Origin of the sequence: Pseudomonas sp. ADAK7 (assembly GCF_012935675.1) — a bacterium.
GTDB lineage: Bacteria > Pseudomonadota > Gammaproteobacteria > Pseudomonadales > Pseudomonadaceae > Aquipseudomonas.
The window spans coordinates 80187-105619 of sequence record NZ_CP052861.1 but is presented as its reverse complement, the minus strand read 5'-3'; the positions used below and the strand labels follow the sequence as shown (position 1 = coordinate 105619).

Sequence of the window (25433 nt, the reverse complement as noted above, 5' to 3'; positions counted from 1 at the left end):
TCTTGTGCAGGAAGGCAGACGGCGTGTGGCAGCCAGTCGAGCGTGGCGCGAAGTGAACGACTTCACTCGGTCACTTTTTACCTGTCATGACTGACCGCTTTGGGCCAAAAGCGGTCAGTCATGGTTGGTATATATCCGTCTCCGCCCAAAAGGGACCGGACGATCAACCACACCGATGGCATAATCGCAAACTGTTTATAACAGGGGCGTAAAAATGACGGTCGAAAGCTATGACCAACTCGCGATGTTCTCGGCCGTGGCCCGAGAGCGCAGTTTCAGCCGCGCCACCGCCAGGCTCGGCATGTCTCAACCAGCCTTGAGTCGGGCGATGCATCAGTTGCGCTAAAGATAACCACTCGGCACACAGGGAAGTCATGGCGTCTGTATTGGAAATGCAGTTCTCGCAGGAGCATACGACAGCGACCAGCGGCATTACCCTGGGAGGGCAAGTCGCGCGAACTGAACAGTGGCCGATCAACCCCGACGGTGACCCGCTGACACTGGTCGCCACCATCGACTGCCGTCAGGCATTCGACTGCACCGCTGCTCAGTGCCTGCCCTCGGACGGCATGTTGTACGTGTTCTCCACCTACAGCGCTTCGTTGTACTTCCTGGACAACATCACCTACGACGGCGCCATGTCGAAATCAGGCTCGCAGGTAAGTGGCTATACCGCAGTGGTCTCAGGTTTCGACCATGAGCTGCATCACAGTCCTGTTCCAGATATTCCCCAAGTCGCGGTCACGCTCAGAGAAAAAGTACTGTCTGAGCACGATATCCCGCTTTGTTCTCTGGTCGCCATAGTGCCACCGAAGTGGGCTGAACTCCCTCCGCAACTTGCCGTCGACTACGAGTTTTTCTGTCAGTTTTACTCAAACGATTTCCTGGCACCCTTTGCTGATCTGTTTTATCTGACCGATGCCGTTGCGTATCTTTACCTTCGTAAAAAAGACAGTAAGGCCAAAGCGCCGGGTATTTTTTTCGTTGGCACGGCGTGATGCCCTGCCCCGGTAGTTGTAGAAATTCTTCATCTGGTGCATCCGAATGAACGTGCATTACACAGAAAAAAATCCGCCTGCCGGGGTCGAAAAAATCACCCGGGCAGTGCAACAGCTATCCATCAAACCGGGTTCATGGATTACCAGATTCTGGTGGTCCTGCGACGGCGCAATGATCGAAGACCTTGTGAAAATTTATTCGACGGATGAAATAGCCGAGCGTCAACAGACATGCGAAATAGCCGAGTACTTTCCCGGGTATCTGTTGATCGGTGATGACTCAGGCGGCCGGCTGATACTGGTGGACAGTTCTGCGATAGAACGTTTTTATCTGCTGGACTCGGGGTGCCCATCCATCACCGACGGGCTGGCCTTTGCATCCATGGATGCCTTGATCAAAGAAGTTGTGGGCTAATCCCGCCCATCACCGGCGCTGGACGACATCATTAGCAGCCCTTCATGAGGACACTATGAAGACTTACAGCATCCGCGAAGTTCTACAGCAGATCGAGCACATGCCCAATGCCTGGTTCTACTTGCCCTGGTAAAAGGGACAGATTTATTTCTTTTTTTAATGGCCTGTCGCGAAGGACTGCAACCCAAAGCAGCCCTTGATGTATGTTTGTTTTTGGCATTCATGGAGGATTTTGGCTGATGGCACGCGTGGGATTGATACTGACACCCGGTTTTGCGGACTGGGAATATGCTTTCATTGCCGGAACTGCGTCCCCGTTTTACGGGATCGACGTCAGGTTTTTCGCTCCTGCCACGGGGCAGTTCCGCTCGCAGGGTGGATTAGCTGTAACGGTCGATAGCAGTTTGCATCAATGTCTGGACTGGAAACCGGACGTTGTTGTCGTCATTGGAGGAATGGTCTGGGAATCTGCAGAAGCACCGGATATTCGAGACTTTCTTCATGCCAGTCGTTCAAGTGGAGCGACAATTGCCGGAATCTGTGGGGGAACGCTGGCACTGGCGAGGGCCGGGATTCTCGACACGGTTGCTCATACCTCGAACAGCGCTGACTTCTTACAACAGAAGGCCGTAGGTTATGAAGGGCGCTCGCTTTATCGAAACAGCCCAGCAGCTGTGGTTGCGGACCGCATCATCACGGCTCCAGGCGCCGCGCCCGTTAGCTTCACCTGCGCAGTGTTCGAAAGTGCCGGGCTATCTTCAGAGATCATTTCTCAGTTCAGGTCAATGTTGGCAGCGGAACATGGTTGACCGCGCCGTCCCTGCATTTCGGGCACATTCTCAGGAGATAACTTATGAGCGCAGGCGACGTACCTGTGGGGCAAGTTGTACGAGGCTACGTAACCTTTGTTGGAAGTGAGGGATCGTGGATCGGAGCACCGTTCATGAGCTTCAGCTATAGCGCCAATGGGAAGCGGTTTCACAAGTCTCTCAACGAAACCATTGACGCTTGGTCAACCGCAACGCTCCGTAACGCCTCATACGGGCTGAAGGTGGGCGACACGGTGTCGGTTTGGTGCTCTCTCAGCGACCCGGAAGTGTGCTGCGTCGGCGAAAAACCAGCCGAAAAACCCGCAATGTTGCGTTTGATTGAGGCTCTGGGAGCGATAGGGTATTTAAATTGATCCGCGCGGCCCAAGCCGACGTCCGACTTTGTGCCTGAATCTCGGCGCGCAATGGCGGCCTCTGGCCGCTTCCCGCCCATCACGACCGGCTGAAAACGACCAAAAGCAATGCCTGCCGCCCTACTCCGCCAGCGGCAACCGCAACCGGCTCCGATGAGACAACCCCACCTGCAACGCAAACGCCGCGATCACCGTAGATGGCGCAGAAAAACTACCCATCCCTTCACCCGAAAACATCAATACAAGCCCCAATGCCGTGGCCCCAAACCAGGCCGTCAAACCCACCGGGTTGAACGCGGCCACCCGTTCCAACGCCGCGATGTCGCTGCGTCCATAGAGAATCTGCGCCAGCGCCACGCCCACCCAGGCCACGACAAAAATCCCCTGATAAGCCAACGCCTTGAGGATGTACGCAAACACATCGGCAAGCATCAGGCCGTACACAATCACCCCGACCACCAACGCCCACATCAGGTAAGAACCACGAATGCCAAACCGTGCAAAAAACGCCTGCATGTTCATTGTCGCCAGGTAGTAATTGGCCGTGTTGATCCGGGTTTGCGTGGCCCAGACGAACAACAATCCCCACAGGCCCATCAACTGCAAAATCGCCATCACCACCGAGACTTCGTTCAGCGCGCCGTCGTGGGGGATGCTGCTGACCAGGTAAATTCCCCCCGCGCCGTTGAGCAGGAAGGTCACGGCGTAGAACGGCATGCCGAAGTTCCAGCGACCGTGGTACTCGGCGTCTTCAGGTTTGCCGAAACGTGCGTAGTCGAAGGTGAACAGCATCAGCACCCAGACGCCCATGTAGGCGACGAAGCAGTCCCACCAGCCGAAGGCGCTGGGGGTGGCCGGGCCGAAATCCAGCCATTGCGGCTGGTAGCCATAACGACTGATCGACAGCCCCACCGCCACCAGCAGGCCGCCCAGGTATACCGGCAGCAGCACGCCGTTGAGCTTGTCCAGCCAGTGCTGCACGCTGCCCAGGATCATCGGCACGCTGTAGAGCACCACCGCCAACGCAGCCAGCGGATAGACCAGTTCCGGGTACAGGTGATTGAGCGCGACGGCGATCACCGAACCTTCGAATACCGCGTAATAGATCGCCGTTGAAAAGAAGATCAGCGTTGCCAGGCACGCTCCGGTACTGCCGAATAGCAGCCGTGAAAACAACGCCACCGACAAACCGCTGCGAATGGCGAAGCGACTGAGCACGCTGTTGACCAAGCCGTAGCTGATCACCGACAGGAGCATGCCGATCAGCGCATTGCGCGCGCCATAGGACAACGCCAGTGATGCGCCGACTACGATGTAGAACATCGCGCTGCACACCGCCCACCAGGCCATGGTCAAGGACAGTCGGCCCATGCGCGCTTCGGTTGGAACGGGTTGATTGGCCGGGTCTTGCCCGGTTTGACTCGATTGCGATAAAGCAGCCATATGCGTGAACTCCAGAACCAGTCAAAGGTTGAAGCGCGGGCAGCCGCCACCGCACCGAAGTGCGGCGTTGGCTTACCGTTTGGCATGGCCCGCGCTGTGCGGCGGGCAGTATCAGGAAGGGAACAGCTTGCTCAGGCAGCTGAGTTTTTTCTTATAGGAACGTCGCGCTTCCAGCGCCTCTTCGAGGGTTACCGCGACAAAGCGGGCCTTCTGGTTGGGTTGCATCTGGCCGATCAAATCGAGGTCGGCGCTGATCACCGTGCCGATCATCGCGTAGCCACCGCCGGACACGGCGTCGCGGTGCAGCACGATCGGTTCGAGCCCGGCCGGGACCTGGATCGAGCCGATCGGGTAGCAACTGTCGACGATGTTCGACGGATCGGAACCGGCGCCGAACGGTTGCTCGCGGGGCTGAAAGCTCAGCGCGCTGCCGCCCTTGAAGCGATAGCCGATGCGGTCCGCTTCCGAGCCGACCGTCCAGGGTTCGGCGAAGAAACTGCGCGCGGCGGACTCGGTCAAGCGGTGGTAATACAGACCCGGCACCACCCGCAGAGTGATTTCGCCACCCAAGGATTGCCGCAACGCCATCGGCAAACTGGCGCCGATGCGGCTCTTGCCGCTGGCGACGCCCACCGGCAATTCGTCGCCCGCGATCAAGCGTCGTCCCTGGAAACCGCCGAGTGCGCCGAGGGCATAGGTGGAACGACTGCCGAGCACCACCGGCACATCGATGCCGCCGGCCACGGCCAGATAGGCACGGGCGCCAGCCTTGGGAAAGTCAAAGCGCAGCACTTGCCCGGCCTTCACCGCGAATGCCGTGTCGTGGTGCATTTCCACGCCATCGACCCGTGGCGTCATGTGCGCACCGGATACCGCCACCAACGCGTCTTGCTGAAACTCCAGCTCCGGCCCCAGCAACGTGCACTCCAACGCCGCCGCACCCGCCGAATTGCCGACCAGTTGATTGGCCGCGCTCAAGGCGTACTGATCCAGCGCGCCGGAGGGCGGAATGCCCAAGTGGTAATACCCTTCGCGGCCCAAGTCTTGTACCGAGGTGGCGAGGCCGGGTTTGAGGACCTTGATCATGCCAACACCTCCTGCAGCGACTTGGGATAACCGACGGGATCGGCGAGAAACGCATCCAGCGAAAATTCCACCGGGCGAATCCGCAGATCGAAGCGCCCTGCTTCGACTTCGGCCACCGCGTGGTCGTAGGCCTCACGGTCCATCGGTTTGAACTGCACGATGTCGCCCGGACGGAAAAACACCATGTGCTCTTTCAGGTACGCCAGGTTTTGTTGCGGGTCGTAGATCGGCGCCGGCGTGACGCCGAACATCTGGTAACCACCGGCACCGCGCACCGAGTAGATGCAGCCGAAACAACCACCGTGACCCAGGGTCAGTTTCGGTGTGTCGGTGCGCGGGCGCAGGTACTTGGGCACCTGCAACTGCCGCTCGCGCTCGACCATCTGGAACATGAATGGCAGCCCGGCGACGAAGCCGACCATCGAGACAAACCACGGCGCACCACTGTGAGCGGCGATGAACGCCTCGACGTCCTTAAGGCCATTAATCCGCGCAGCGTATTCCAGGTCCGTCGCGCTCGGGTCCTGATGCCGGTCGCGAAAACGCATCAGGGTTTCGTGGGTCCAGGGGTCGTTGTAGAGCACCGGAATTTCGATGATCCGCGTCTGCAACGTACGCTCGGCAACGGCCCCGGCCTCGGCGATTTTGACCGCTTCGAGCAAGGTGTGAGGGGCGATGCGATCCGGGTCGAAACGAATCTGGAACGACGCATTGGCCAGGCAGATATCGAGTACGCCATCCAGCGCCAGCCGTTCCACCGCGCGGGTGACGGCCAGGCCTTTGAAGAACGCTTCAAGGGACATGCTGTCGCTGACTTCGGCAAACAAATGCTCATCGGCGCCAAAGCTGTAGCGGATGGGAGTGCTCATGCTTCACCTCCGCTGCGGCGCTCGGCCAGCCAGGTTTCCAGGGTGCCGGTGTGGAAGTCGGCGCTGTGCAGCCACGGTTGTTCCAGCAGTTCGCCGTGCAACGCCAAAGTGCTGGCCATGCCGGTGAGCGTGGTCCGCCTGACCGCCACCCGCGCACGGGCCAGGGCTTCGGCGCGATCGGCACCGTGCACGATCAGTTTGGCCAACAGCGAGTCATAGTAAGGCGGCACGCGGTAGCCTTGATACAGGTGCGTATCGACGCGAATGCCCTCGCCTTGCGGCCAGATCAGTTCCTCGACCAGCCCCGGGCTGGGGAAGAAATCCCGCGCCGGGTCTTCAGCGTTCAGGCGCATTTGCAGGGCGGCGCCGTTGAGTCGGATGTCACTTTGCTTGAGGCCCAGCGGTTCACCACCGGCAATCCGCAACATGGCCTGGACCAGATCGATGCCGGTGATCAATTCGCTGACCGGGTGTTCCACCTGAATCCGCGTGTTCATCTCGATAAAAAAGAACTCGCCGGTGGCGTCGTCATACAGATACTCCAGCGTCCCGGCGCCCTTGTAGCCGAGGGATTCGGTCAGGCGCACGGCGCTGGCGCAGAGCGTCTCGCGTTGTAGCTGGCTAAGTACCGGCGACGGCGCCTCTTCAAAGATCTTCTGGCGTCGACGTTGCAGCGAACATTCGCGTTCGAACAGGTGCACGGCGTGCTGACCGTCGCCCAAGACCTGCACTTCGATGTGCCGGGCCTTGCTGATAAACCGCTCCAGATACACCGCACCATTGCCGAACGCCGCCTGGGCTTCGCGCTGGGAACGGGGAAATTCTTCTGCCAGTTGTTGGGCGTTTTCCGCCAGCCGAATGCCGCGTCCGCCGCCACCGGCCGAGGCTTTGATCAACAGTGGAAAGCCAACGGACTCAGCTGCTGTGAGCGCCGATTCGACATCGAACAACTCACCGGGGGAGCCCGGCACCACGGGCACACCGGCCTCTTGCGCGGTGCGGCGGGCCTCGGCTTTATCGCCCATGCGCCGGATCGTCTCCGGGCTCGGGCCGACGAAAATCGCCCCGGCAGCGAGGACCGCTTCGGCGAAATCGGCGTTCTCCGAAAGAAAGCCATATCCGGGGTGTACGGCATTGGCGCCGGTGGCTTTCAGGGCACCAAGCAACGCTTCGACGTTCAGGTAACTTTTATCGGCGCGGGCCGGACCGAGAACGTGGATTTCATCAGCCATGCGCGCGGCCTGGGAATCGACGTCTGCCTCGCTGCACGCCGCAACGGTGGGAATTCCTAACGCTTTGGCGGCGCGGATAATCCGCACGGCGATTTCGCCACGGTTGGCGATCATTAATTTATGAATGGCTTGCGTCATGATCGCGCCCTCACTCGTCGTCGAGTGTTGCGACGACCTGACCCGGTTCCACCGGATCGCCGTCTTCTACCAGGAATGCGCTGAGGCGACCGGCCGTCCCGGCGGTCAGTTCGGAAAACTGCTTCATGACCTCGATCAGGCCAATCACCGTGTCGGCACTGACCTGCGCGCCCACCTCGACGAAGTTCGCCGATTCGGGAGTGGCTTTGCGGTAGAAGGTCCCGGGCAACGGGGTGATTACAGTGTGTTCGGCCATGTCTGTTCCTCTTGGAATAGTTGTAGAAAGGCAGGCAAAAATGAATCGGTGTGCAAACCCTGGCGTCTGTGTGCCAGGTGTTTCGTCCTGATTTAGCGCGGCGTGCGAACCTCGATCCCGGCGCTGTCGAGGGCACGGCGGGTGGCTTCGACCAACGCCAGGGCACCCGGGGTATCGCTGTGTAAACAGATGGAATCGAATTCAATCGCCAGGTCTTCACCCTCGACCGTGCGCACCACGCCTTCCTGGCAAGCGCGCAACACTCGCGCGGCCACTTGGGCCGGGTCGTAAGCGCGCACGTTGCGGGTAAAGACGATGGAGCCGCTGAGGTCGTATTCGCGGTCGGCGTAGAACTCGCGGATCACCGGTTGGCCGAGTTCTGTGGCGACCCGCCAGATCACCGAATCGGGCATGCAATACAGCAGCAACTCAGGTTCCAGCCGCTGGAGGTTTTCCACCAGCAAACGCGCGGCTTCCTCGTCTCGCGCCAGGTGCATGTAGAGCGCGCCATGAGGCTTGATGTGTTGCAGGGCCACGCCTTGAACCCGGGCGAGTTCACGCAAGGCGCCCAACTGGTAGAGCATGTCGTCGACCAGTTCCTGGGCCGGTGCATTGATGTGTCGACGGCCGAAACCGACCAGGTCGCGAAACCCCGGATGCGCGCCGATGGCCACGCCCAGGCGTTTGGCCTGCTCGATGGTGCGGCGCATGGTGCTGGGGTCGCCGGCATGAAAACCAGTGGCGATATTGGCGGAACTGATGAAGCCCATCAGCTCATTGTCGACTCCGTCGCCGATGGTCCATGGGCCGAAGCCTTCGCCCATGTCCGAGTTGAAATCTACTGCTTGCATGACGCTTGCTCCTGACGCTTGTGACTTCATGCAGCCCACGTTAGATTCCTCCATACCCCTTGGGAAGATCTATTAACAGATAGGGTATCTTCTGAAAAACAGATACCCCATCGTCGGGAGAACTCATGTCACTGACCCTGCGCCAGGTCCGCTATTTCGTCGCCACCGCCGAGATCGGGCAAATTTCCCAGGCCGCGATTCATCTGAATATTTCCCAGTCGGCGGTAACCACGGCGATCAAGGAACTGGAGGGAATGCTGGGCGCGCTGTTGTTTCAGCGCTCAGCCCAGGGCATGAGCCTGACCGATGCCGGGCGGCACTTCTTGAATCGGGCGTATGTGATTTTGCGCAGCGTCGATGACGCGATGAACAGCCCGTTGCCGGACATTCGCGCCAGTGGCCTGCTGCGTCTGGCGGCGAGTTACACGGTGATCGGCTACTTCCTGCCGCACCATTTGCAACGGCTGGAACACTGGCATCCGGACGTGGCCATCGAAGTCCACGAACAGGAACGGACGGCCATCGAAGAAGGTTTGCTGGAAGGTCGCTTCGACATGGCCGTGGTGCTCACCGCGAACCTCACGCACCCGGACATCGTCTCGGAAATCCTCTTCAATTCCGAACGCCGGTTATGGCTGCCCAGCCACCATCCGCTGTGCGAACGTTCGGCGGTCAGCCTCGCCGATGTGGCGAAGGAACCCTACATCCTGCTGACCGTCGACGAAGCCGAACAAAGTGCGATGCGTTACTGGGAGCACGCACGCCAGCAGCCCAACGTGCGGGTGCGCACCAGTTCAGTGGAAGCGGTGCGCAGCATGGTCGCCAATGGCAGCGGCGTGGCGATCCTCTCGGACCTGGTGCACCGCCCCTGGTCGCTGGAAGGCAAACGCATCGAAACCCTGACGATCACCGACAAGGTGACGCCGATGAGCGTCGGTCTGGCGTGGCATCGCGAGCGGGAATTCAGCCCGGCGATGCAGGCGTTTCGTAACTACTTCCACGATGCGTTTCTGGCGCCGCAACAGCTGTCTGCGCGACGCTGAAAGCCGCACGCACGATTTTCCAGCATCCAAATAACACCCTAAAAATCGGTGATGGTCGTCCCGGCAATCGTTTCGGCAAAGCCCATTCCGAACACTCGCCCAGGCGTTTCAAAACCGCCTCGCCGCTCACCTCCCAACACCCGACGGGCCGCTTCCACGGCCACCAACGGCGTGTAGCTGTAGCCGTTGACGGTTTCGATCACGGAACGGGCAACGCGGCCGTCCGCCCCGGTGACTTGCGCCACGGCGCGGGCGCGATGGGCTTCACGCTGCTGAACGCTGGGACCGTCGGGCAGTTGCGACAGATCGCCTTCGGGAAAGGCATCGCCGCTGATGTGCACGAACATCGCGATGTTGGGAATGCCGGTTGAGTGCCAGCCAGTGACCAGGTCACCAAACGACAACGGCGCGCACAGCGCCGGGCCATCGCCAAAATCGAAGTCTTGTGGCTGCGCCTCAGGTGTGGCGACGAGCTGACCGTCAACCCGCGCCAACAGGCCCGCGCCGATGATCTCGCCAACACTCATGGCCGATCCCCGTGACATGGAACCTGCCACTTGCAACGCCACTTTCAGCGATTGCGGATTCTGCACCCGGCGCGCGACATGCAGCGCCAGGCAGTCAGTCGGCACCACGTCCCAACCGACCCCGGGCAGCAGCATGACACCCGCCTCGGCAGCCTGCGCGCCCAGCCGTTCCGCCAGCCGATAGACATTGATCTCGGCCGTGATGTCCAGATAATCGACCCCCGCGGTGATACAGGCCTTCATCAAGGGCTCCGCCGTTTGCGCGAACGGTCCGGCGAAGTTGAGCAACACACCAATGTCGGTCAGGTCTACCGGGCCATCCGCGCTGAATACTCGGTAAGGAACGTCCAGTTGCGTCGCCAGCGCCAGCAATTTTTCGGCATTGCGTCCGGCGATGACGAGGTCCAGCCCCAGCGCCCAGGCCTGCTCGGCCGCCATGCGCCCGGTGTAGCCCGTCGCCCCGTAGATCATCAACTTTTTCATGTGCCCGCCGCCTGTTCGAGTGAGCCACCACGGTAACCCTTGCCTGCGCAGCGAGCCGCCGTGGTTCCTACTCGAATCCTGCCTGTTTGTGCTTTTGTCGCGGCCGCAGTTACTCGGCGGTGATCAGTAGCCAACCCCGCGCACGCCACCGGATGCCCGGATGGATTCTCCGGTTATCCAATGCGAGTCCCCGGAGGCCAGAAACATCGCCAGCGGCGCAATATCTTCCGGCTCGCCAAAACGGCCCAGCGGCGTGCCCGCAATCAGTTTTTCGCCAAACTCACCGGCGAAGTTACCGTCAGTCGCGGGGGTGTTGGTGTGGCCGGGCATGATCGCGTTGACCCGGATACCGCGCGGCCCAAGCTCCCGGGCCAGGGCGAAGGTCAAGGTGTCGACCGCGCCCTTGGTGGCCGAATACACACTGGAGGCCAAGTAGGGATCGGTACTGAGAATCGAGCTGATGTTGATGATGCTGCCCGCTGGGCCAAACAGTTTGACGGCCTCTCGCGCCGCCAACAGATAGCCGAGCACATTGACGTTGAATTGCTGATGAAACGCTTCCTCGGTGAAGTCTTCGAGCATTTGGAACACCGCGACTCCCGCGTTATTCACCAGAATATCCAGCGTTCCGTAGTCGCTCCTGACAGTGTCGAACAAGCGAATCACGTCGGCAGACTGGCTCATGTCCGCCTGAATGCCGACGGCATTGCCGCCCTGCGCCTGGATCTGTGCAACCACCGCATCGGCGTCGTGTTTGCTGGACGCATAGTTCACCACCACCGTGGCACCCGCCGCAGCGAGCGCCTTGGCGATCCCCGCGCCGATGCCTTTCGATGCGCCGGTGACAACTGCAATTTTGCCTTCGAGTTTCATGCAATGACCTTTTAAACAAGAGTGATGTGTCGCACCAGTATTCGCGCAACCACAGGTCAAACGGTTGCCGGTTCTTCCCCTATGCTTGCCCATTCTTCTCGCGTGCCTTGCTTTGCATGCGGGTCTGCGCCATGTTCGACTCCATGAACGAAGCAATGGATGAGCTGCGCAGCATCGTGATGCGCGCGCAAGACAAGTGGACCGACACCGGCCTGGCGCGCGTATCAATGGTCCGGGCCGAGGCGTGTGCGAATCAGGTTTATCAGCCGATGCTGCACCTGGTGCTGCAAGGTTCGAAGACGTTGTCGATTGGCGATCAGGTGTTGCAGTACCCGCCGACCAGCTATTTCCTGGTGCCCGTGGACGTACCCGCCACCGGCGAGATTTACCCCAGCGCCCCGGACGAACCCTACCTTGCGATCAGCCTGACCCTGGACCCCAACGTCATCGCCACAGTGCTGGTCGATGAGGTCAAAAGCGGCGAGCAAGGCGCCAGCAATGGCTTCTCTGCGGTGACAGCGCCGACTGCATTGATTGACGCATGGTTGCGCATGATGCGGCTGATGGATCACCCACACGAGGCGGCGGTGCTGGCGCCGATGATCGAGCGAGAGATTCTGTTTCGAATCCTGCAAGGGCCGTTCGGTGGGATGCTGCGGGAAATCGCGCGACCGGATGGGCGCCTGGCGCAGATCCGGCGTTCCACTCTATGGATCCGCGAGCACTACAGCGAACCCTTTCGTGTGGAACCCCTCGCGGCGATGGCCGAGATGAGCGTTTCGGCGTTCTATCGTCACTTCAAAGCCATCACCGGTATGGCACCCATTCAGTACCAGAAACGACTGCGCCTGCTCAGGGCGCGCTGGTTGCTACTGTTCGATCCTCGCGACGCCGCGTCTATCGCATTCACCGTGGGCTATGAAAGCGCCTCACAGTTCAGCCGTGAATATGCGCGTCTGTTCGGGATGCCACCGGGACGAGATGCGGCGCGATTCAGACCGCAATAGGCAAAAAAAAACCCCGCGACCTAATGAGGCGCGGGGTAAAAAATTGGTTGGTTGCGGCCAACCAAAGGAGCTTCGTTGAAAACCGGTGACATTCCTGAACAGCGTTTTCGATGGAGGCGATTTTCAACGTTTATCCGGCGAAGCAGAACTTGTCATTAGTGATTGTCACTATTACTCGAACCGATGGTCGCGCGACGGGCATAAAAAAAAGGGGACAGACCTATTTTCCACAGAAAATAGATCTGTCCCCTTTTTAGGGAATATGGCAGGGGCGGCTGGATTTGAACCAACGCATGGCAGGATCAAAACCTGCTGCCTTACCGCTTGGCGACGCCCCTGCAAGAGCGGGCGGCAATTTATCAACTTTCGCGGTGCCTGGGAAGCCCCCCTTCATAAATAATTTGTTTTAAAACAGCCAGTTGCCATTAAACCGATGGTTGGTGACTGGTCACGCAGTGAATACCGCCTCCCCCGGCGCTGATCGCGTCGATATTAAGCTGCACCACTTCACGCTCCGGGTAGAGCTGCGACAACAGCTCAAACGCCTTGGCATCGGCTGCCTTGTCACCAAATTCGGGGGCGATGATCGCCCCATTGATCACGAAGTAGTTGATGTAGCCCGCGGCAAAATCCGGGTTGTTGCGGCTGAAACTGCTTTTGCGCGGCTTGAGCGGCGGCGACACGGTATGCACCTGTAGCTTGCGACCCTCGGCGTCCGTGGCGTTTTTGAGAATCTCCAGATGCGCACGGGTGACCTTGTAATCGAATGACGCTGGGTCGTTGTCGAGGTTGGCGATCACCACGCCGGGTTGGGTAAAACGCGCATAGAAATCGACGTGAGCATCGGTGATGTCCTTGCCCTTGATGCCCGGCAGCCAGATGATTTTGCGCAGGCCTAATTGGGCTTTCAGTTCCTCTTCGACCTCGGTCTTGCTCCAGTCGGGGTTGCGGTTGCTATTGATCCAGCTACTTTCGGTCATGATCCCGGTGCCATGGCCATCCACTTCGATCGCACCGCCCTCGCCCACCAGTTCGCTGCGTACATAATCGGCCTGCGCGGTGCTCGCCACCCGAGCGGCCAATTGCGCATCCTTGCCATGCTGTTGTTTGTTGCCCCAGCCGTTGAAGTTGAAATCCACGGCGCCCAGTCCGCCCTTGCCGTCGGTGACAAAGTTGGCGCCGATGTCGCGCATCCAGATGTCGTCGAGTTCGGTGGTGACGTAGGTGACATTGCTCGTGCCGCACTGTTTCTCGGCCAACGCCCGCTCACGCTGACGACAGAACACGGTCACTGGTTCATAGCGGGCGATGGTGCGCGCGATCAAACCCAGGGCGGCTTGCACGTCAGGGGTGAAATCAGCCCAGATCGCCTCCTGCGCGCCGAATGCGATGAAGGCCCGTTGATGTTTGTCGCCCTCGTCCGGCATGTACCAACCCTGAGCGACAGCCGCTTGCACGCGCGTCAGCCCCAAGGAAGCGGCGATGCCTACACCGGCGACAACCGATACCTGTTTGATGAAATCCCGACGTGTCGGCATATATCCCTCCCTGATCATTTCGCAGTGGCCGTCTTGAATTTGGTCCACGTCCGCATCCGCGCGCGCATGTCTGACTGGAGAATGTCCTTGCCCGGAATCAGCCGCGCATAGGTCGCCTCGTCGAGGTAAATATCCGGGTTATTGCGCATGGTCGCGTCAACCTCTGGACGGGCCTTGGCATTGGAAGTGGGATAGCCGGTGAAGTTACTGATGGCCGCCATGTTCTGCGGGCGCATGACGAAATTAATGAACGCGTAGGCGTACTCCGGGTGTTGCGCGTCGACCGGGATCGCCATGGTGTCCATCCACACCGTGGTGCCTTCGCGGGGGATGCGGTACTGGAACGAGGTGTTCTTGCCGGCGCTGTCCGAGGTACGTTGCGCCTGGGTCATGTCGCCGCTATAGCCGAGGGACAGGCACAGGTTGCCGTTGACCAGGTCGGTCACCGGTTGCGACTGGAACTTGCGAATGTACGGCCGCAGTTTCATCAGCAGCTCACTCGCTGCAGCGAGGTCCTCAGGCTTGGCACTGCGCGGCTCGCGGCCGAGGTAGTTGAGCACCACCGCCAGCACTTCGTCCGGCGAGTCGATCATCGAAATACCGCAATCGGCGAATTTGGCCGCCAGTTCCGGCTTGAACAACATGTCCAGGCTGTTGACCGGCGCATCCGGCGCCCGTTGTTTGATCTGCTCGGTATTGTAGGTCAGGCCGATGGTGCCCCAGGTGTAAGGCACGGTGGCGTTTCTGGAAAACCCGTAATGGGAGCGCAGTTTCTGTAAACCGGGCTCGATGTCGCCCACTGCGGTGAGTTTGGCTTGGTCCAGCGGCAACAGACTGTGGGCGCGCATCAAGCGTTCGGCCACGGTGTCGCCGGGGAAAATCAGGTCGTAACCACTGCCGCCGGCGAGCATTTTCGCTTCAAGGGTTTCGCTGCCGTCCATGACGTCGTAGATCACCTTGATCCCGGTTTCGGCGGTGAATTTGGCCAAGGTGTCTTCGGCAAAATAATCGGCCCAGTTATACAGCCGCAGGGTTTTCTCTTCGGCGTGCAGCGATGGCGCAGCACATGACAGCGTCAGGACAGCGAGCAACAACCGGTTGGCAATACGCATGATCAAACCCCTTGGGTAGCCCAGCGAGAATGGAGGTGTCGGCCGTCCTGGCTCAGCAACGCGCCGTACATGTCTGGACGACGGTCGCGGTAAATGCCCCAGCTCAGGCGTTCTTCGCGCATGGCGGCCAGGTCGAGGCTATGGACCAGCACACCGGTGCTGTCACGGTCGGCTTCGGCGAGCAATTTGCCCTTGTGGTTGCAGATAAATGAGGAGCCGTAGAAGCTCATCTGCAACGCAGGATCGGTGGTCGCCACTTCCCGGCCGACGCGATTGGCCGCCACCACCGGCAGGATGTTCGCCGCCGCGTGACCGCGCATGGTCATCTGCCAGTGGTCCCGGGAATCCAGGGCTGCACAACCCGGTTCAGAGCCAATGGCCGTGGGAAACAGCAGGACTTCGGCACCCATCAACGCCAGGCAGCGCGCGGTCTCGGGGAACCACTGATCCCAGCAGATCCCCACGCCGAGACGCCCGAACGCCGTGTCCCAGACCCGGAATCCGGTATCGCCGGGGCTGAAGTATTCCTTCTCCTGATAACCGATGGCGTTGGGGATATGGGTCTTGCGATACACCCCCAACAAACGTCCATCGGCATCGGCCACGCTCAAGGAATTGAAGTAGGCATTGCCAGCCTTCTCGAACCAGCTCAATGGCAGTACCACCCCCAATTCCCTGGCCAGTGCGGCAAAGCGCTTGAGCACATGGCTGTCGCGATATTCTTCGGCGAGCGCCAGGTGTTTATGGCTTTGCTCGATGCAGAAATACGGCGTGGCAAACAGCTCTTGCAGCAGGATAACTTGCGCGCCTTTGGCCGCCGCTTCGCGGACCAACTGCTCAGCCAGATCAAGGTTGTTTGGCAAGTCCCAGGTGCACGGCATCTGGGTGGTGGCGATCGTCAACAGGGTCATGGCTTCAACCCTCCACTGGCCAGGCCGGCTGTTGCTGGGTGATGCAATGCACCCCGCCGCCGCCATGGGCCAGGTGATTGATCCGCACCGGCACCACTTCGCGTCCTGGGAACGCCTGAGCCAACACCTCGGCCGCCGCGTGGTCGGCGTCGATGCCATAGGCCGGCATGATGATCGCGCCGTTGGCGATGTAGAAGTTGGTGTACGAGGCGCAGAACACTTCGGCTTCGGTGTCCACGGCGTCGGTGGCTTCGAACAACTCGATCAACTCGAATCGGCGACCCTGGGCATCGGTGGCCAACTCCAAAGCGCGGCGGTTCTCGCGGGCCACTTCGGCGTACACCGACTGTTTGTCGTGGGTCGCATCCACCAGCAACACCCCAGGGCGGGCAAAGGCGCAGACGCCATCGACGTGGCCATCGGTCATGTCGCCGGTCACGTAATCCGGATCGCCCGGTAGCCAGATGGTTTTCTTCACGCCCAGCAGACGGCTGAAGATGTCTTCCATCTCAGCCTTGCTGGTGTCCGGGTTGCGATTGGCGTTGAGCAACACCGATTCGGTGGTGATCAGCGTGCCTTCGCCGTCGACATGAATCGCCCCGCCCTCGTTGCTCAGCGGTGTGCCGAAACACGCCAGGCCGAGGTGATTGAGTGCGCGGCGCGCCAGGCTTTCATCGAGGTCGTGGGCCGACTTGCCGCCCCACGCATTGAAGCGCCAGCTCACACCGGCCAGGCCCTGTTGCGGGTGGCAGACGAAGCTCGGGCCGGAGTCGCGAAACCAGCTGTCGTTCACGGCCAGCGGGATCAATTCGATGTTGCGGCCGCACAGCGCTTTGGCACTGGTCATTGCCGACGGATCAACGACCATTTTCACCGGTTCGAAACGGGCGATGGCGTTGGCTACCCCGGCGAAATCCTCTTGCACCTGCGCCAAGGTGACGCGCCAACCGGATTCCCAAAGTGCCTGGTTATGTGGCCACACCATCCAAGTCGCGGCGTGCTTGACCCACTCTGCGGGCATCATCCAACCATTGTTGTTCTGTTGCATCACCAGTACCTTTTAGTTAAGACATTGTGTTCAATGAAAACTGTCTCGAAAGTCTTGGCATGCATGCTACGGCCGTAAAAACAGGCGAACAAACGATGGATTTAGTGGAAAACTGATTAGAGGAACTTATCAATATGCTCAAGCACTGGCCCCCGCTCAGTACCCTTCGCGGCTTCGAAGCCGCTGCCCGACTGGGCAGTTTCCACAAAGCTGCCGCCGAGCTGAACCTGACCCAATCGGCGATCAGTCAGCAGATCCGCAGCCTTGAGGCTTACCTTGAGCAGCCGTTGTTTTTCCGCAGTGGCCGCAGCGTCAGCCTGACCGATGCCGGCCATGATTTGCTCAGCACCACCCAGGCGCTGCTGCAGCAATTGGCCGTGGGCATTCGTCGCCTCGGGCAATACCAGAAACCCAACCAACTGGTGCTCAACACCACGCCAGCGTTCGCCCGTCACTGGCTGCTGCCACGCCTGGGGGATTTTCGCCGTCAGCATCCGGAGGTTGATCTGTGGATCTACAGCACCGATGAAGTCCCGGACATGACCACCCAGACCATCGACGTCGCCGTGCGCGACGACATCAGCTCCCAAGCCGAATGCAGCTTCAAAGTGCTGCACACCGACCGCCTCTACCCGGCGTGTCATCCGAGCCTGTTGGCGCTGCCTACCGAACGGCGCACCACCCTGCACGGCGAGCGAGAAATGGATTGGAGTCATTGGGCGGTCGAGGCTGGCATCGATGTCGGCCAGCACGATCAAGGACTGAACTTCTCCGATCCCGGCCTGCTGCTGGACGCCGCGTGCGCCGGACTGGGCATCGCCCTGGTCAGCGAACTATTGAGTCGTCAGGCACGGGCCAACGGTTCGTTGCAACCTTTGGTGGAGCAAACCATCCGCGGCCCGAACTGGGCGCTGCTGACCCACCGCGACAGTGAAAGCAACGCGCAAAGTTTCAGCGAGTGGTTGCTGAGTCAGCTGGAGGCGGCCTAACGGCGCTATTCATGCGAAATCCGGCAACAGTGTTTGTCCCGTGGCCGGCTATTTGAGGGAAAGGCAAACCCCTAGCATCGTCTCTACCCGCTGAGCAAACAGCTCGCGAGGTCAAACAACCCACCTTGAACGAGACGGTGAACATCATGAAACTCTCAAACATTGCGCTGTTTTTTGCGCTTGTCGGTGTCGGCGCACACGCCTTTGCAGACGACGCTGATTCAACTGAGGCGACCCGCCAGCCACCGGCTGAAAGTTATGCTTACGGCATGAACCTGGACATCCAGAAAGTCATTGCGATTACCGATACCGGGGATCAATGCGGTCCGGTTCCAGCGCAAATGACCTACGAGGATTCCCACGGCCAACGACACATTCTGCAGTATCAAGTCATGGGCACTGGCTGTTCAAACGGTTGAGTGCCGTGCAGACGATGGAGGGTCGACACTCCATACCTGCGGCCATCGCTACTTCGCTGAACCGACTATTTTTTCATCAGCAGCCAACAAGCCTGGAATGTACGTCTTGAGAAATTCCACCCAGGTCTTTATTTTTGCGTCCACGAACTTGCGTGACGGGTAGATGGCAAACAGATTGAATTCCTCGAAGTGATACTCCGGCAACACGCGCACTAGCGTCCCCGCTTTCAGGCCATTCACCGCAGAAGCAATCGGTTGAATGCCGATCCCCATTCCATTGGTGATCGCGACGGTCATGCCATCGGCGGTATTGATGTGGAAAGGAGACACGGGAATAGTGATCGTCTCCACGCCTTCCGGCCCCTCAAATGCCCAGTGTTCAACCGGCATGACCGTGTTAACAATTCTCAAACAATCATGTGCAGCAAGGGCACCCGGCGAATCGGGAATGCCGCGTTTCTTCAGGTATGCAGGCGAAGCGCAAAGGATGCTGTAGGTGATACCAAGCCGCTGGGCGACAAAGCCCGAATCTGGCAGATCCCGCGCCAGCACAATCGACATGTCATAGCCCTCCTCCAGCAAATCAGGCAGCCGATTGGTCAGGGTCAGATCAAACATGACCGAGGGTTGCGTCTCCCTGTACCTGGCGATGGCATCGATCACGTAGTGATTGCCGATGGCGGCCATCGCGTGAATCTTCAGCCTGCCCGCAGGCATGACTTGAGCCGTGCCCGCCTCCTCATCCGCCTCGCGCACCTCATCCAGGATTTTCTCGCAGCGCTGCAAATAGCGCGTACCGGCTTCGGTCAGCGCCAGGCGTCGGGTGGTGCGGTTGATCAGGCGGGTTTGTAGCCTCGCTTCGAGACTGGAGACGGCTTTGGAAACGTTGGTGGTGGTGGTGTCCAGAATCTCGGCAGCTGCAGTGAAGCTGCCGCTTTGAGCGACCGTCATGAAAAAACGCATGGTCTGGAAAACGTCCATCAATGGCACCTCAGAGACAACGGATAAAAAGCGTGGCACCGACTCATTTGTGTAGGAGCAAGACTTGCCCGCGATGAACGATAACGCGGTGGATCAGGGTTGACGCCATCGCGAGCAAGCTTTGCTCCTACAGTTTCTGCATTATTTCTTGCGCGCGATAAACCCAGGCACGCCGGTCTCCACCACCGAGTTGAACCGCACCCGCGTCGTAATCTCTTCCTTGATCTCACGCATGGCCCGCTGCGGCAAGGTAGCAATATCCATGTTCTCCTGGATATGGCTCGGTGTTGCCGAGGTCGTCAAAAACGCCACACCCCGCTGCACCGACCAGGCCAACGCCACTTGCGCCGGGGTCTTCTGCAAGCGCCGGGCGATCCCGGTAATCACCGAATCTTCCAGGACTTTCGGCTCCATGCCATGCCCCAGCGGCGCAAAGGCCAGGACGATGATGCCGTGCTGCTGACAAAACTCCAGCAGTTCCCATTCCGGCAGATAAGGATGGGATTCAACCTGCACCACGGCGGGTTTGATCCGCGCCACGGCCACGATCTCTTTCAACGCCGGCAAGGTGATATCCGACAAGCCGATGGACGTGCACCGGCCTTCATCCACCAGGCGTTCAAGTGCGCGCCAGGTCTCGATCAAGGTCACGCCGGAATCGTAGATGACATGCCCAAAAGCATCCCTTGGATCCTGGTTATCACCGGGTTGAAAGGCGAACGGCGTGTGAATCAAATAGCAGTCGATATAGTCGACCTGAAGCCGTTGGCAACTGGCCTCAAAAGCGGGTTTAACGCGCTCGGGCCGATGGTTGGTGTTCCACAGTTTGGTGGTGATGAACAGGTCCTCGCGCCGAATCTTGCCGGCCTCGAACACGTCTTTCAAAGCAACGCCGACCATGTCTTCGTTGCGATAGCGTTCTGCACAGTCGAAATGGCGAAACCCGGCGTCCAGTGCATCATTGACTGCTTGCGTCGTAACGCTGAGATCGCGAAACAGCGTGCCAAATCCCACGGCCGGTATCTGGCCGGAACCGTGATTCAGCGGGAATCGGGTATCGCGAAGTCCATCGTGAAAGGCTTCATATGACATGTCTTTACTCCACTAACTGGGGCCGCAGCCGTTATTGATACGAACGTTTCGATGCTTCGCCAGAGGCCACTTTCTGCTCGAACACACCGACGGAGTTGCCGCCGAGCGCCACATACAGGCGCACGGTGTCGAGGTATTGCGCGGTCTTCACTCTGATCTGCCCCAGCAAGGCCTGCTCGTAGGCGCGCTCCGCTTCAAGCACTTGCAGGATGCTGTTCTCGCCTTGGGCGTAGGCTTGCTGGTTCAAGCGAAAACTGCTGTCGGCGGCGCGTAATGCATCTTCCTGCGCGAGGTTTTCCTCGGCGTGATGGTTGATCGCTTGCAGCGTGTCCGCGACTTGGCCAAACGATCTGATGACGGTTTGCTGGTAACCCGCGAGAGACGCCTGGTAGCCATCGACGGCAGCCTGGCGTTCAGCCTTGAGCGTGCCGCCATTGAAGATCGGCGCGGTCAGCCCCGCGGCGAACCCCCAGAGTGCGGCGCCGCCATTGCCGGAAGCGGCCTGGGCCAGCGACGCGGAAAGTTGTATGCGGGGATAGAGATTGGCGGTCGCGACGCCCACCGCCGCGCTGGCCATGTGCAACTCGGCTTCGGCTTGCAGAACATCCGGTCGGTCGTGAGCCATCTCCGAAGGCAAACTGACCGGCACGTTGGACGGCAAGGCAAACTCGGCCAGTTCGAACTCCGGCGCGATCCAGTCACCGGGGCCTTTGCCGGTCAGGATCGACAGCGCGTGACGCGCTGAATCACGCTGCTGCGCGAGGGGCGGCAACAGCGTACGGTCCTGGGCGAGCCGGGTTTCGGCCAGCGACACATCGATCTGCGTGGTGGCGCCACTGGCGTGTGCCCGGCGCACGAGATCGAGGTTCTTCGCGTCATTGGCCAGCAGTTTTTCGACGGCTTGCATCTGTGCGTTGGCAGAGGCCAGCAGCAACGCCTGGCTCGCGACATCGCCGGTCAGGGTCAGGTACGCCGCCTCAAAGCGATGTTTTTGCAGCTCGGTAAACGCTTGCTGCTGTTCGACCAACCGCTTGTTACCGCCAAAAGCGTCCAGGTCGAAACCGACCCGCGGCCCGATCGCGTAGAAGTTGGAAACCGAGGCTTCTGGCGCGTTGTGGGTGCGCTGGCGACCGGCCTGCGCGCCAAAATCAACTTGTGGATACAGGGCACCCTCCGCCGCCGCGACCGAGGACGCCGCTTGCCGGATCGTTGCATCCGCCGCCACCAGTTCAAGGTTGCCGTCGATAGCACGGCGCACCAGCGCATCGAGTTTCGGCGAACGGAACGCCGTCCACCAATCACCGTTGACCTTTTGGCCAAGGACAATCTGCCGGGCAAGTCGCTGCTCGGCCTGTTGATCATAGTGCTGCGACTCGCTCGGCGCCGGGGTTTGAAAGTCCGGGCCGACGGTGCAGGCGGACAGGAACACCAGGAACGACATCGCCGCGACCCTGTGTCCATTGCTGAAAAGCGCATGAGATTTCATTGGGCAGACTCCACGGCAAATTAGAAGGTCGGAACCGGTTTGCGAAGAAACAGAACCAGCGGGCTCACCACCAGCATGGCCACCATCAAAATCTTGAATTGGTCGATAACGGCGATAAAAGCCGCCTGACCGGTGATCATTTCGTTGAGCCCGCCCAGTGCTTGCAGCGACATCGAATGCGCTTGGCCGCGGTAAGGCGTGACGTGGCTGACCAGCGCCACGTGCATCGCCTGCGTGTTGTTGAAGAAGAACGTTTGCACCACCGCCACGCCAATCGTGCTGCCGTAGACACGGGCCAGATTGAAAAACCCGCTGCCTTCCGGGCGCAGCTTGGGGTCTAGCGTGTTGAACGCCACCTTGCTGATCGCCGGCATCAGCACACCGAGGCCGACACCCTGGACGGCACCGGCCACCGCCACTGGCGGCCAGTCCATCAACGGCGAATAACCGAGCATCAGCCAGTTGCCATACACCACCAGCGCGATGCCCGCCGCCACGAAAAATCGTTGGTCGAGATGAGCGGGAACACGGCCCATCAGCAGGAAAGCGCCGACCAGTCCCACGCCTCGCGGGATCGTCAGGCAGCCGGTCAGCACTGGCGGGTAGCCGAGAATCTCGTCGAGCATCGGCGAGGTCAGCGCCATGGTCGACAGCAGCACGAAGCCGAGGGCGAAAAAGATGATTGTCGAGAACACAAAATTGCGGTCCCGGAACAATTCCTTATTGAGGAAATGCACCTTCGCGGTCAGCACATGCACCACGAACAGGTACAGCCCGAGCGATGCCGCTATCGCTTCCAGCCAGATCTCGGGCGAGGCAAACCAGTCCAGGCGTTCACCGCGATCGAGGAACATTTGCAGGCTGATCATGCCCAGGGTGAAGGTGCTGACACCGAAAAAATCCAACGCTGGACGTTGCTCGGCTTTCTTCTCGGCCAGCAGCAGCGTCACCACGAGGAAGATCCACGCCGATAACGGGACGCTGACATAGAACATCGAGCGCCAGCCGTGATATTCGCTGAGCCAACCGCCGATGCTCGGGCCGCTGGCGATGCCGAGCAGCACAATGGCGGTGAACACCGAGGCAAATTTCGCCCGCCGCGCCGCTGGCAAAGTCTCCAGGGCAATCGCCATCGACAGCGGCGCCAGCACGCCACTTGCCACGCCTTGAACAATCCGCGCGCCGACGAATTCCAGCGAGGTGGTTGCCGACGTAGCGAGCAGCAAGCCGAGGACGAAGATCGCCAGTGCCGCCTGGTACACACGCTTCAAGCCAAAGCGCCCGGCGAGCCACTGCGCAATCGGCAAGGTGATGGCGCTGGCGGCGAGGTACGCGGTGAATATCCAGCCGGCCTGGTCGTCGGTCATCGACAGGCTGCCCTGGATAAACCGCAACGCCGAGTTCGGCAGCGGCAAATTCGCCGACTGCATGTAGATCGCCAACAGCGCGGCGGATCTTAACGTTCCGGTGTTCATCAGAAATCACCCCGCAGTCAGCAACGATTTGAGCGGATGCCACCAAGGCCTGCGAAACCCGGTATCGACCCTGACTGTGGCGCTGGTACCCGAGAACAGCGGCAGCGCCGGATCCACCTCATCGAGTTCCAGCCGTACCGGAACCCGCTGAACGACCTTGACCCAATTGCCGGTCGCGTTTTCCGGCGGCAGCAAGGCGAAGTCCGCGCCGGCGCCGGGGCTCATGCTGGTGACGTGGGCTTTGAAAACGTGATCCGGGTAGGTATCGATACGGATCGTCGCTTCCTGGCCGGCGCGCATGTGCGTCACTTCCGTTTCGCGGAAGTTGGCCTCGACCCAGACCTGGCGGTCGGACAGCAGCGCAAAGGCTGGCGCGCCGTTGTTCACGTAGTTGCCGACCTGCAAATCGTCGACCTTGGCGACGATACCGTCGTCCGGCGCGTATACCGTCGCGTAGGAAAGGTAGAGCTGCGCCTCGTCCAGTTGCGCCTTGGCTTCATGCACCGTCGGGTGGTGATCGGCGTCGATGTTGGGATCGCCGTTCAGCGCGACGACGGTGCTGGCGATCTGTTGTTCGATCGACGCGATGCGTTGCCGGGACACTTTCAGATCGGTGTCAGCGCGTTCGTAAATGGCCCGGGAGACGAACTCGGTCGCGACCAGCGCCTTCTTGCGCGCAAATTCCTTTTGGTCGAAATCCGCCGACTCTTTCGCCGATTGCAGTTCAGCCTGTTGCTGGCGGTAACTGGCCTTCAGTCCATCGATGCGCAGCCGCGCCATGCTCAGCTGTGCCTGGGCACGGTCAACCGCGATCTGCAGTGGTTTCGGATCGATCCGAAACAACACCTGGCCCTTGCGAACCGGTTGGTTGTCCTCGACCGCGATGTCCACCACTTGCCCGGAAATCCGCGCGTTGATCGAAGCCTTGGCCACTCGGGCATAAGCGTTGTCGGTCGAAACAAAGGGCTCGCCCGCTACGTAGTGGGCATAGCCGACGGCGGCAAAAATGGCCGGCACACCGATCATCAGCAAAGGTCGCAGTTTCTCTTTGAGCGGCTTGCTGATGGGCGCGTCCGGCCCTGGATGCTCGACGGCGGGTGTCGCTGAGAGGTCGAACTGTTTAGTCATGATCGAATGCACCTATAACCGGGAAATGGGGGACAGCACCCACAAAAACAGCCATACCGTGCGCGGTCGGGAGGATCGCTCCACCGCGCCTGTTTCTTCGCCGCAAGACCCCGTTCGAGCTCGGCTACATCAACGCTTCAAGCCAAGGAATTTTTGATTCCTTATTTTTGTGCGATGATGTAAGAATATCGGCGAGCCCATCTTTCATCAAGAGTTTTATACGACATGGCACAAAAAAAGATTACAGAAGGAAAAGGTCGCGGCCGCCCTCGCGCGTATGACCCGCAGACGGCGCTGCAACAGGCGCTCGGAGTGTTCTGGAATACCGGTTATTCCGGCGCGTCCCTGGACAGCATCGCCACGGCGGCCGGCATGAATCGCCCCAGCCTCTATGCCGCGTTCGGTGACAAACACGCGCTGTACATCAAGGCGCTTGAGCAATATTGGGAGTTCGCGGCGGCGGCCATGCACGAGGCGCTGACCGACAGCAGCCTCACCTTGCGCGAGGCGCTGATGCGTTTTTACGAGGGGCAGTTGTCGATTTACTTTTCCGGCGAAGGCCAACCGCGTGGCTGTTTTGCGATTGGCACGGCGACCACTGAAGCGGTCGAGGATCAGGAAATTCGCGACGTGCTGTCCGACCGGCTCAGCCGGCTCGACGCCGATCTCGAAACGCGTCTGCAAACGGCCGTCAGTGTCGGCGAACTGAAAACCGATGCCGACCCGGCGGCTCTCGCGGTCCTCGCGTCATCACTGCTGCACAGCATTTCGATCCGCGCGCGCGCCGGCAAATCCCGGGCTGAATTGACGGAACTGGCGCGCAATGCGGTCAGCGTCATCTGCGGCTGAG

The 25433-nt window shown here is 60.0% G+C and carries 26 protein-coding genes, 1 tRNA gene and 1 pseudogene; 10 read left to right on the top strand and 18 right to left on the bottom strand.

All coding sequences use genetic code 11. The annotated features are described in order from the left end of the window. Positions 1 to 214: 214 nt before the first annotated feature. From HKK53_RS00615 to HKK53_RS00595, 5 genes and pseudogenes are all read left to right on the top strand, one after another. Positions 215 to 340 (top strand): annotated as a pseudogene (locus tag HKK53_RS00615) (helix-turn-helix domain-containing protein); the annotation flags it as partial. Positions 341 to 392: 52 nt separating this feature from the next. After that, complete coding sequence (locus HKK53_RS00610; protein WP_237150822.1) at positions 393 to 998, top strand: DUF1963 domain-containing protein; 606 nt, start codon at positions 393 to 395, stop codon at positions 996 to 998. 46 nt (positions 999 to 1044) lie between these two features. Then, positions 1045 to 1413, top strand: coding sequence for a hypothetical protein (locus HKK53_RS00605; RefSeq protein WP_169368834.1), 369 nt, complete (start codon positions 1045 to 1047; stop codon positions 1411 to 1413). Positions 1414 to 1652: 239 nt separating this feature from the next. Beyond that, entirely contained in the window at positions 1653 to 2222 is a 570-nt protein-coding gene (locus tag HKK53_RS00600) for a DJ-1/PfpI family protein (protein WP_169374144.1), read from the top strand. Positions 2223 to 2356: 134 nt separating this feature from the next. Further along, entirely contained in the window at positions 2357 to 2596 is a 240-nt protein-coding gene (locus HKK53_RS00595; RefSeq protein ID WP_237267155.1) for a hypothetical protein, read from the top strand. 120 nt (positions 2597 to 2716) lie between these two features. Here HKK53_RS00595 and HKK53_RS00590 read toward each other — a convergent pair whose 3' ends face one another. From HKK53_RS00590 to HKK53_RS00565, 6 genes are all read right to left on the bottom strand, one after another. Then, positions 2717 to 4039 (bottom strand): purine-cytosine permease family protein, encoded by a 1323-nt coding sequence (locus HKK53_RS00590; protein ID WP_169368832.1) that lies wholly within the window; start codon positions 4037 to 4039, stop codon positions 2717 to 2719. Between the two features lie 111 nt (positions 4040 to 4150). Beyond that, the gene (locus tag HKK53_RS00585) at positions 4151 to 5125 is read right to left on the bottom strand and encodes a biotin-dependent carboxyltransferase family protein (RefSeq protein ID WP_169368831.1); all 975 of its coding nucleotides are present in this window, start codon (positions 5123 to 5125) and stop codon (positions 4151 to 4153) included. Then, positions 5122 to 5994 (bottom strand): 5-oxoprolinase subunit B family protein, encoded by an 873-nt coding sequence (locus HKK53_RS00580; protein WP_169368830.1) that lies wholly within the window; start codon positions 5992 to 5994, stop codon positions 5122 to 5124. The genes HKK53_RS00585 and HKK53_RS00580 overlap by 4 nt, the downstream gene beginning before the upstream one ends. Then, the gene (locus tag HKK53_RS00575; RefSeq protein ID WP_169368829.1) at positions 5991 to 7364 is read right to left on the bottom strand and encodes an acetyl-CoA carboxylase biotin carboxylase subunit; all 1374 of its coding nucleotides are present in this window, start codon (positions 7362 to 7364) and stop codon (positions 5991 to 5993) included. Before HKK53_RS00575 ends, HKK53_RS00580 begins: the two co-directional genes overlap by 4 nt. A gap of 10 nt (positions 7365 to 7374) precedes the next feature. Beyond that, positions 7375 to 7620: an acetyl-CoA carboxylase gene (locus HKK53_RS00570; protein ID WP_095079351.1), complete on the bottom strand. Its 246-nt coding sequence runs from the start codon at positions 7618 to 7620 to the stop codon at positions 7375 to 7377. 92 nt (positions 7621 to 7712) lie between these two features. Then, a complete protein-coding gene (locus HKK53_RS00565) occupies positions 7713 to 8471 on the bottom strand; it encodes a 5-oxoprolinase subunit PxpA (protein WP_169368828.1) in 759 nt (252 codons plus the stop codon). Positions 8472 to 8596: 125 nt separating this feature from the next. On the opposite strand from HKK53_RS00565, the gene HKK53_RS00560 reads away from it, so the two are divergent. Further along, positions 8597 to 9514, top strand: a complete 918-nt coding sequence (locus HKK53_RS00560; RefSeq protein ID WP_149659802.1) for a LysR family transcriptional regulator — start codon at positions 8597 to 8599, stop codon at positions 9512 to 9514. A 38-nt stretch (positions 9515 to 9552) separates the two neighbouring features. Here the strand turns inward: HKK53_RS00560 and HKK53_RS00555 are convergent, their stop codons facing one another. Next, positions 9553 to 10524 carry a saccharopine dehydrogenase family protein gene (locus HKK53_RS00555; RefSeq protein ID WP_169368827.1) on the bottom strand — a complete coding sequence of 324 codons (972 nt, stop codon included), beginning with the start codon at positions 10522 to 10524 and terminating at the stop codon, positions 9553 to 9555. A 123-nt stretch (positions 10525 to 10647) separates the two neighbouring features. Then, positions 10648 to 11397 carry a glucose 1-dehydrogenase gene (locus tag HKK53_RS00550; protein WP_169368826.1) on the bottom strand — a complete coding sequence of 250 codons (750 nt, stop codon included), beginning with the start codon at positions 11395 to 11397 and terminating at the stop codon, positions 10648 to 10650. A gap of 155 nt (positions 11398 to 11552) precedes the next feature. Between HKK53_RS00550 and HKK53_RS00545 the strand changes: the two genes are divergently transcribed. Continuing rightward, positions 11553 to 12404: an AraC family transcriptional regulator gene (locus HKK53_RS00545; protein ID WP_169374143.1), complete on the top strand. Its 852-nt coding sequence runs from the start codon at positions 11553 to 11555 to the stop codon at positions 12402 to 12404. Between the two features lie 263 nt (positions 12405 to 12667). Here the strand turns inward: HKK53_RS00545 and HKK53_RS00540 are convergent. From HKK53_RS00540 to HKK53_RS00520, 5 genes are all read right to left on the bottom strand, one after another. Further along, positions 12668 to 12742, bottom strand: a tRNA-Gln gene (locus HKK53_RS00540). Positions 12743 to 12829: 87 nt separating this feature from the next. Beyond that, complete coding sequence (locus HKK53_RS00535; RefSeq protein WP_169368825.1) at positions 12830 to 13942, bottom strand: agmatine deiminase family protein; 1113 nt, start codon at positions 13940 to 13942, stop codon at positions 12830 to 12832. A 14-nt stretch (positions 13943 to 13956) separates the two neighbouring features. Then, a complete protein-coding gene (locus tag HKK53_RS00530) occupies positions 13957 to 15054 on the bottom strand; it encodes an extracellular solute-binding protein (protein WP_169368824.1) in 1098 nt (365 codons plus the stop codon). Positions 15055 to 15056: 2 nt separating this feature from the next. After that, entirely contained in the window at positions 15057 to 15965 is a 909-nt protein-coding gene (gene aguB, locus HKK53_RS00525; protein ID WP_169368823.1) for an N-carbamoylputrescine amidase, read from the bottom strand. A 4-nt stretch (positions 15966 to 15969) separates the two neighbouring features. Further along, on the bottom strand, positions 15970 to 17013 hold the full coding sequence (locus tag HKK53_RS00520) for an agmatine deiminase family protein (protein WP_169368822.1): 1044 nt from the start codon (positions 17011 to 17013) through the stop codon (positions 15970 to 15972). Positions 17014 to 17147: 134 nt separating this feature from the next. Here HKK53_RS00520 and HKK53_RS00515 point away from each other — a divergent pair, with 134 nt between their 5' ends. Both HKK53_RS00515 and HKK53_RS00510 read left to right on the top strand, forming a co-directional pair. Beyond that, positions 17148 to 18002 (top strand): LysR substrate-binding domain-containing protein, encoded by an 855-nt coding sequence (locus HKK53_RS00515; RefSeq protein ID WP_169368821.1) that lies wholly within the window; start codon positions 17148 to 17150, stop codon positions 18000 to 18002. Between the two features lie 146 nt (positions 18003 to 18148). Then, positions 18149 to 18421 carry a DUF2790 domain-containing protein gene (locus HKK53_RS00510; RefSeq protein ID WP_169368820.1) on the top strand — a complete coding sequence of 91 codons (273 nt, stop codon included), beginning with the start codon at positions 18149 to 18151 and terminating at the stop codon, positions 18419 to 18421. Between the two features lie 48 nt (positions 18422 to 18469). Here HKK53_RS00510 and HKK53_RS00505 read toward each other — a convergent pair whose 3' ends face one another. The 5 genes from HKK53_RS00505 to HKK53_RS00485 form a co-directional block, all read right to left on the bottom strand. Continuing rightward, complete coding sequence (locus HKK53_RS00505; RefSeq protein ID WP_169368819.1) at positions 18470 to 19402, bottom strand: LysR family transcriptional regulator; 933 nt, start codon at positions 19400 to 19402, stop codon at positions 18470 to 18472. A 141-nt stretch (positions 19403 to 19543) separates the two neighbouring features. Further along, complete coding sequence (locus HKK53_RS00500; protein ID WP_169368818.1) at positions 19544 to 20494, bottom strand: aldo/keto reductase; 951 nt, start codon at positions 20492 to 20494, stop codon at positions 19544 to 19546. Between the two features lie 31 nt (positions 20495 to 20525). Beyond that, positions 20526 to 21980, bottom strand: coding sequence for an efflux transporter outer membrane subunit (locus tag HKK53_RS00495; protein WP_169368817.1), 1455 nt, complete (start codon positions 21978 to 21980; stop codon positions 20526 to 20528). A 20-nt stretch (positions 21981 to 22000) separates the two neighbouring features. Continuing rightward, positions 22001 to 23455 (bottom strand): DHA2 family efflux MFS transporter permease subunit, encoded by a 1455-nt coding sequence (locus tag HKK53_RS00490; RefSeq protein WP_169368816.1) that lies wholly within the window; start codon positions 23453 to 23455, stop codon positions 22001 to 22003. A gap of 6 nt (positions 23456 to 23461) precedes the next feature. Continuing rightward, on the bottom strand, positions 23462 to 24583 hold the full coding sequence (locus HKK53_RS00485) for an HlyD family secretion protein (protein ID WP_169368815.1): 1122 nt from the start codon (positions 24581 to 24583) through the stop codon (positions 23462 to 23464). Between the two features lie 225 nt (positions 24584 to 24808). On the opposite strand from HKK53_RS00485, the gene HKK53_RS00480 reads away from it, so the two are divergent. Then, a complete protein-coding gene (locus HKK53_RS00480) occupies positions 24809 to 25432 on the top strand; it encodes a TetR/AcrR family transcriptional regulator (RefSeq protein ID WP_169368814.1) in 624 nt (207 codons plus the stop codon). The last annotated feature ends 1 nt before the right edge of the window (position 25433 follow it).

Excerpts from the sequence above, each read along its gene's own strand:
- HKK53_RS00610 (WP_237150822.1), top strand. The coding sequence starts at position 393 with ATGCAGTTCTCGCAGGAGCATACGACAGCGACCAGCGGCATTACCCTG.
- HKK53_RS00605 (WP_169368834.1), top strand. The coding sequence starts at position 1,045 with ATGAACGTGCATTACACAGAAAAAAATCCGCCTGCCGGGGTCGAAAAA.
- HKK53_RS00600 (WP_169374144.1), top strand. The coding sequence starts at position 1,653 with ATGGCACGCGTGGGATTGATACTGACACCCGGTTTTGCGGACTGGGAA.
- HKK53_RS00595 (WP_237267155.1), top strand. The coding sequence starts at position 2,357 with ATGAGCTTCAGCTATAGCGCCAATGGGAAGCGGTTTCACAAGTCTCTC.
- HKK53_RS00590 (WP_169368832.1), bottom strand. The coding sequence starts at position 4,039 with ATGGCTGCTTTATCGCAATCGAGTCAAACCGGGCAAGACCCGGCCAAT.
- HKK53_RS00585 (WP_169368831.1), bottom strand. The coding sequence starts at position 5,125 with ATGATCAAGGTCCTCAAACCCGGCCTCGCCACCTCGGTACAAGACTTG.
- HKK53_RS00580 (WP_169368830.1), bottom strand. The coding sequence starts at position 5,994 with ATGAGCACTCCCATCCGCTACAGCTTTGGCGCCGATGAGCATTTGTTT.
- HKK53_RS00575 (WP_169368829.1), bottom strand. The coding sequence starts at position 7,364 with ATGACGCAAGCCATTCATAAATTAATGATCGCCAACCGTGGCGAAATC.
- HKK53_RS00570 (WP_095079351.1), bottom strand. The coding sequence starts at position 7,620 with ATGGCCGAACACACTGTAATCACCCCGTTGCCCGGGACCTTCTACCGC.
- HKK53_RS00565 (WP_169368828.1), bottom strand. The coding sequence starts at position 8,471 with ATGCAAGCAGTAGATTTCAACTCGGACATGGGCGAAGGCTTCGGCCCA.
- HKK53_RS00560 (WP_149659802.1), top strand. The coding sequence starts at position 8,597 with ATGTCACTGACCCTGCGCCAGGTCCGCTATTTCGTCGCCACCGCCGAG.
- HKK53_RS00555 (WP_169368827.1), bottom strand. The coding sequence starts at position 10,524 with ATGAAAAAGTTGATGATCTACGGGGCGACGGGCTACACCGGGCGCATG.
- HKK53_RS00550 (WP_169368826.1), bottom strand. The coding sequence starts at position 11,397 with ATGAAACTCGAAGGCAAAATTGCAGTTGTCACCGGCGCATCGAAAGGC.
- HKK53_RS00545 (WP_169374143.1), top strand. The coding sequence starts at position 11,553 with ATGGATGAGCTGCGCAGCATCGTGATGCGCGCGCAAGACAAGTGGACC.
- HKK53_RS00535 (WP_169368825.1), bottom strand. The coding sequence starts at position 13,942 with ATGCCGACACGTCGGGATTTCATCAAACAGGTATCGGTTGTCGCCGGT.
- HKK53_RS00530 (WP_169368824.1), bottom strand. The coding sequence starts at position 15,054 with ATGCGTATTGCCAACCGGTTGTTGCTCGCTGTCCTGACGCTGTCATGT.
- aguB (WP_169368823.1), bottom strand. The coding sequence starts at position 15,965 with ATGACCCTGTTGACGATCGCCACCACCCAGATGCCGTGCACCTGGGAC.
- HKK53_RS00520 (WP_169368822.1), bottom strand. The coding sequence starts at position 17,013 with ATGCAACAGAACAACAATGGTTGGATGATGCCCGCAGAGTGGGTCAAG.
- HKK53_RS00515 (WP_169368821.1), top strand. The coding sequence starts at position 17,148 with ATGCTCAAGCACTGGCCCCCGCTCAGTACCCTTCGCGGCTTCGAAGCC.
- HKK53_RS00510 (WP_169368820.1), top strand. The coding sequence starts at position 18,149 with ATGAAACTCTCAAACATTGCGCTGTTTTTTGCGCTTGTCGGTGTCGGC.
- HKK53_RS00505 (WP_169368819.1), bottom strand. The coding sequence starts at position 19,402 with ATGGACGTTTTCCAGACCATGCGTTTTTTCATGACGGTCGCTCAAAGC.
- HKK53_RS00500 (WP_169368818.1), bottom strand. The coding sequence starts at position 20,494 with ATGTCATATGAAGCCTTTCACGATGGACTTCGCGATACCCGATTCCCG.
- HKK53_RS00495 (WP_169368817.1), bottom strand. The coding sequence starts at position 21,980 with ATGAAATCTCATGCGCTTTTCAGCAATGGACACAGGGTCGCGGCGATG.
- HKK53_RS00490 (WP_169368816.1), bottom strand. The coding sequence starts at position 23,455 with ATGAACACCGGAACGTTAAGATCCGCCGCGCTGTTGGCGATCTACATG.
- HKK53_RS00485 (WP_169368815.1), bottom strand. The coding sequence starts at position 24,583 with ATGACTAAACAGTTCGACCTCTCAGCGACACCCGCCGTCGAGCATCCA.
- HKK53_RS00480 (WP_169368814.1), top strand. The coding sequence starts at position 24,809 with ATGGCACAAAAAAAGATTACAGAAGGAAAAGGTCGCGGCCGCCCTCGC.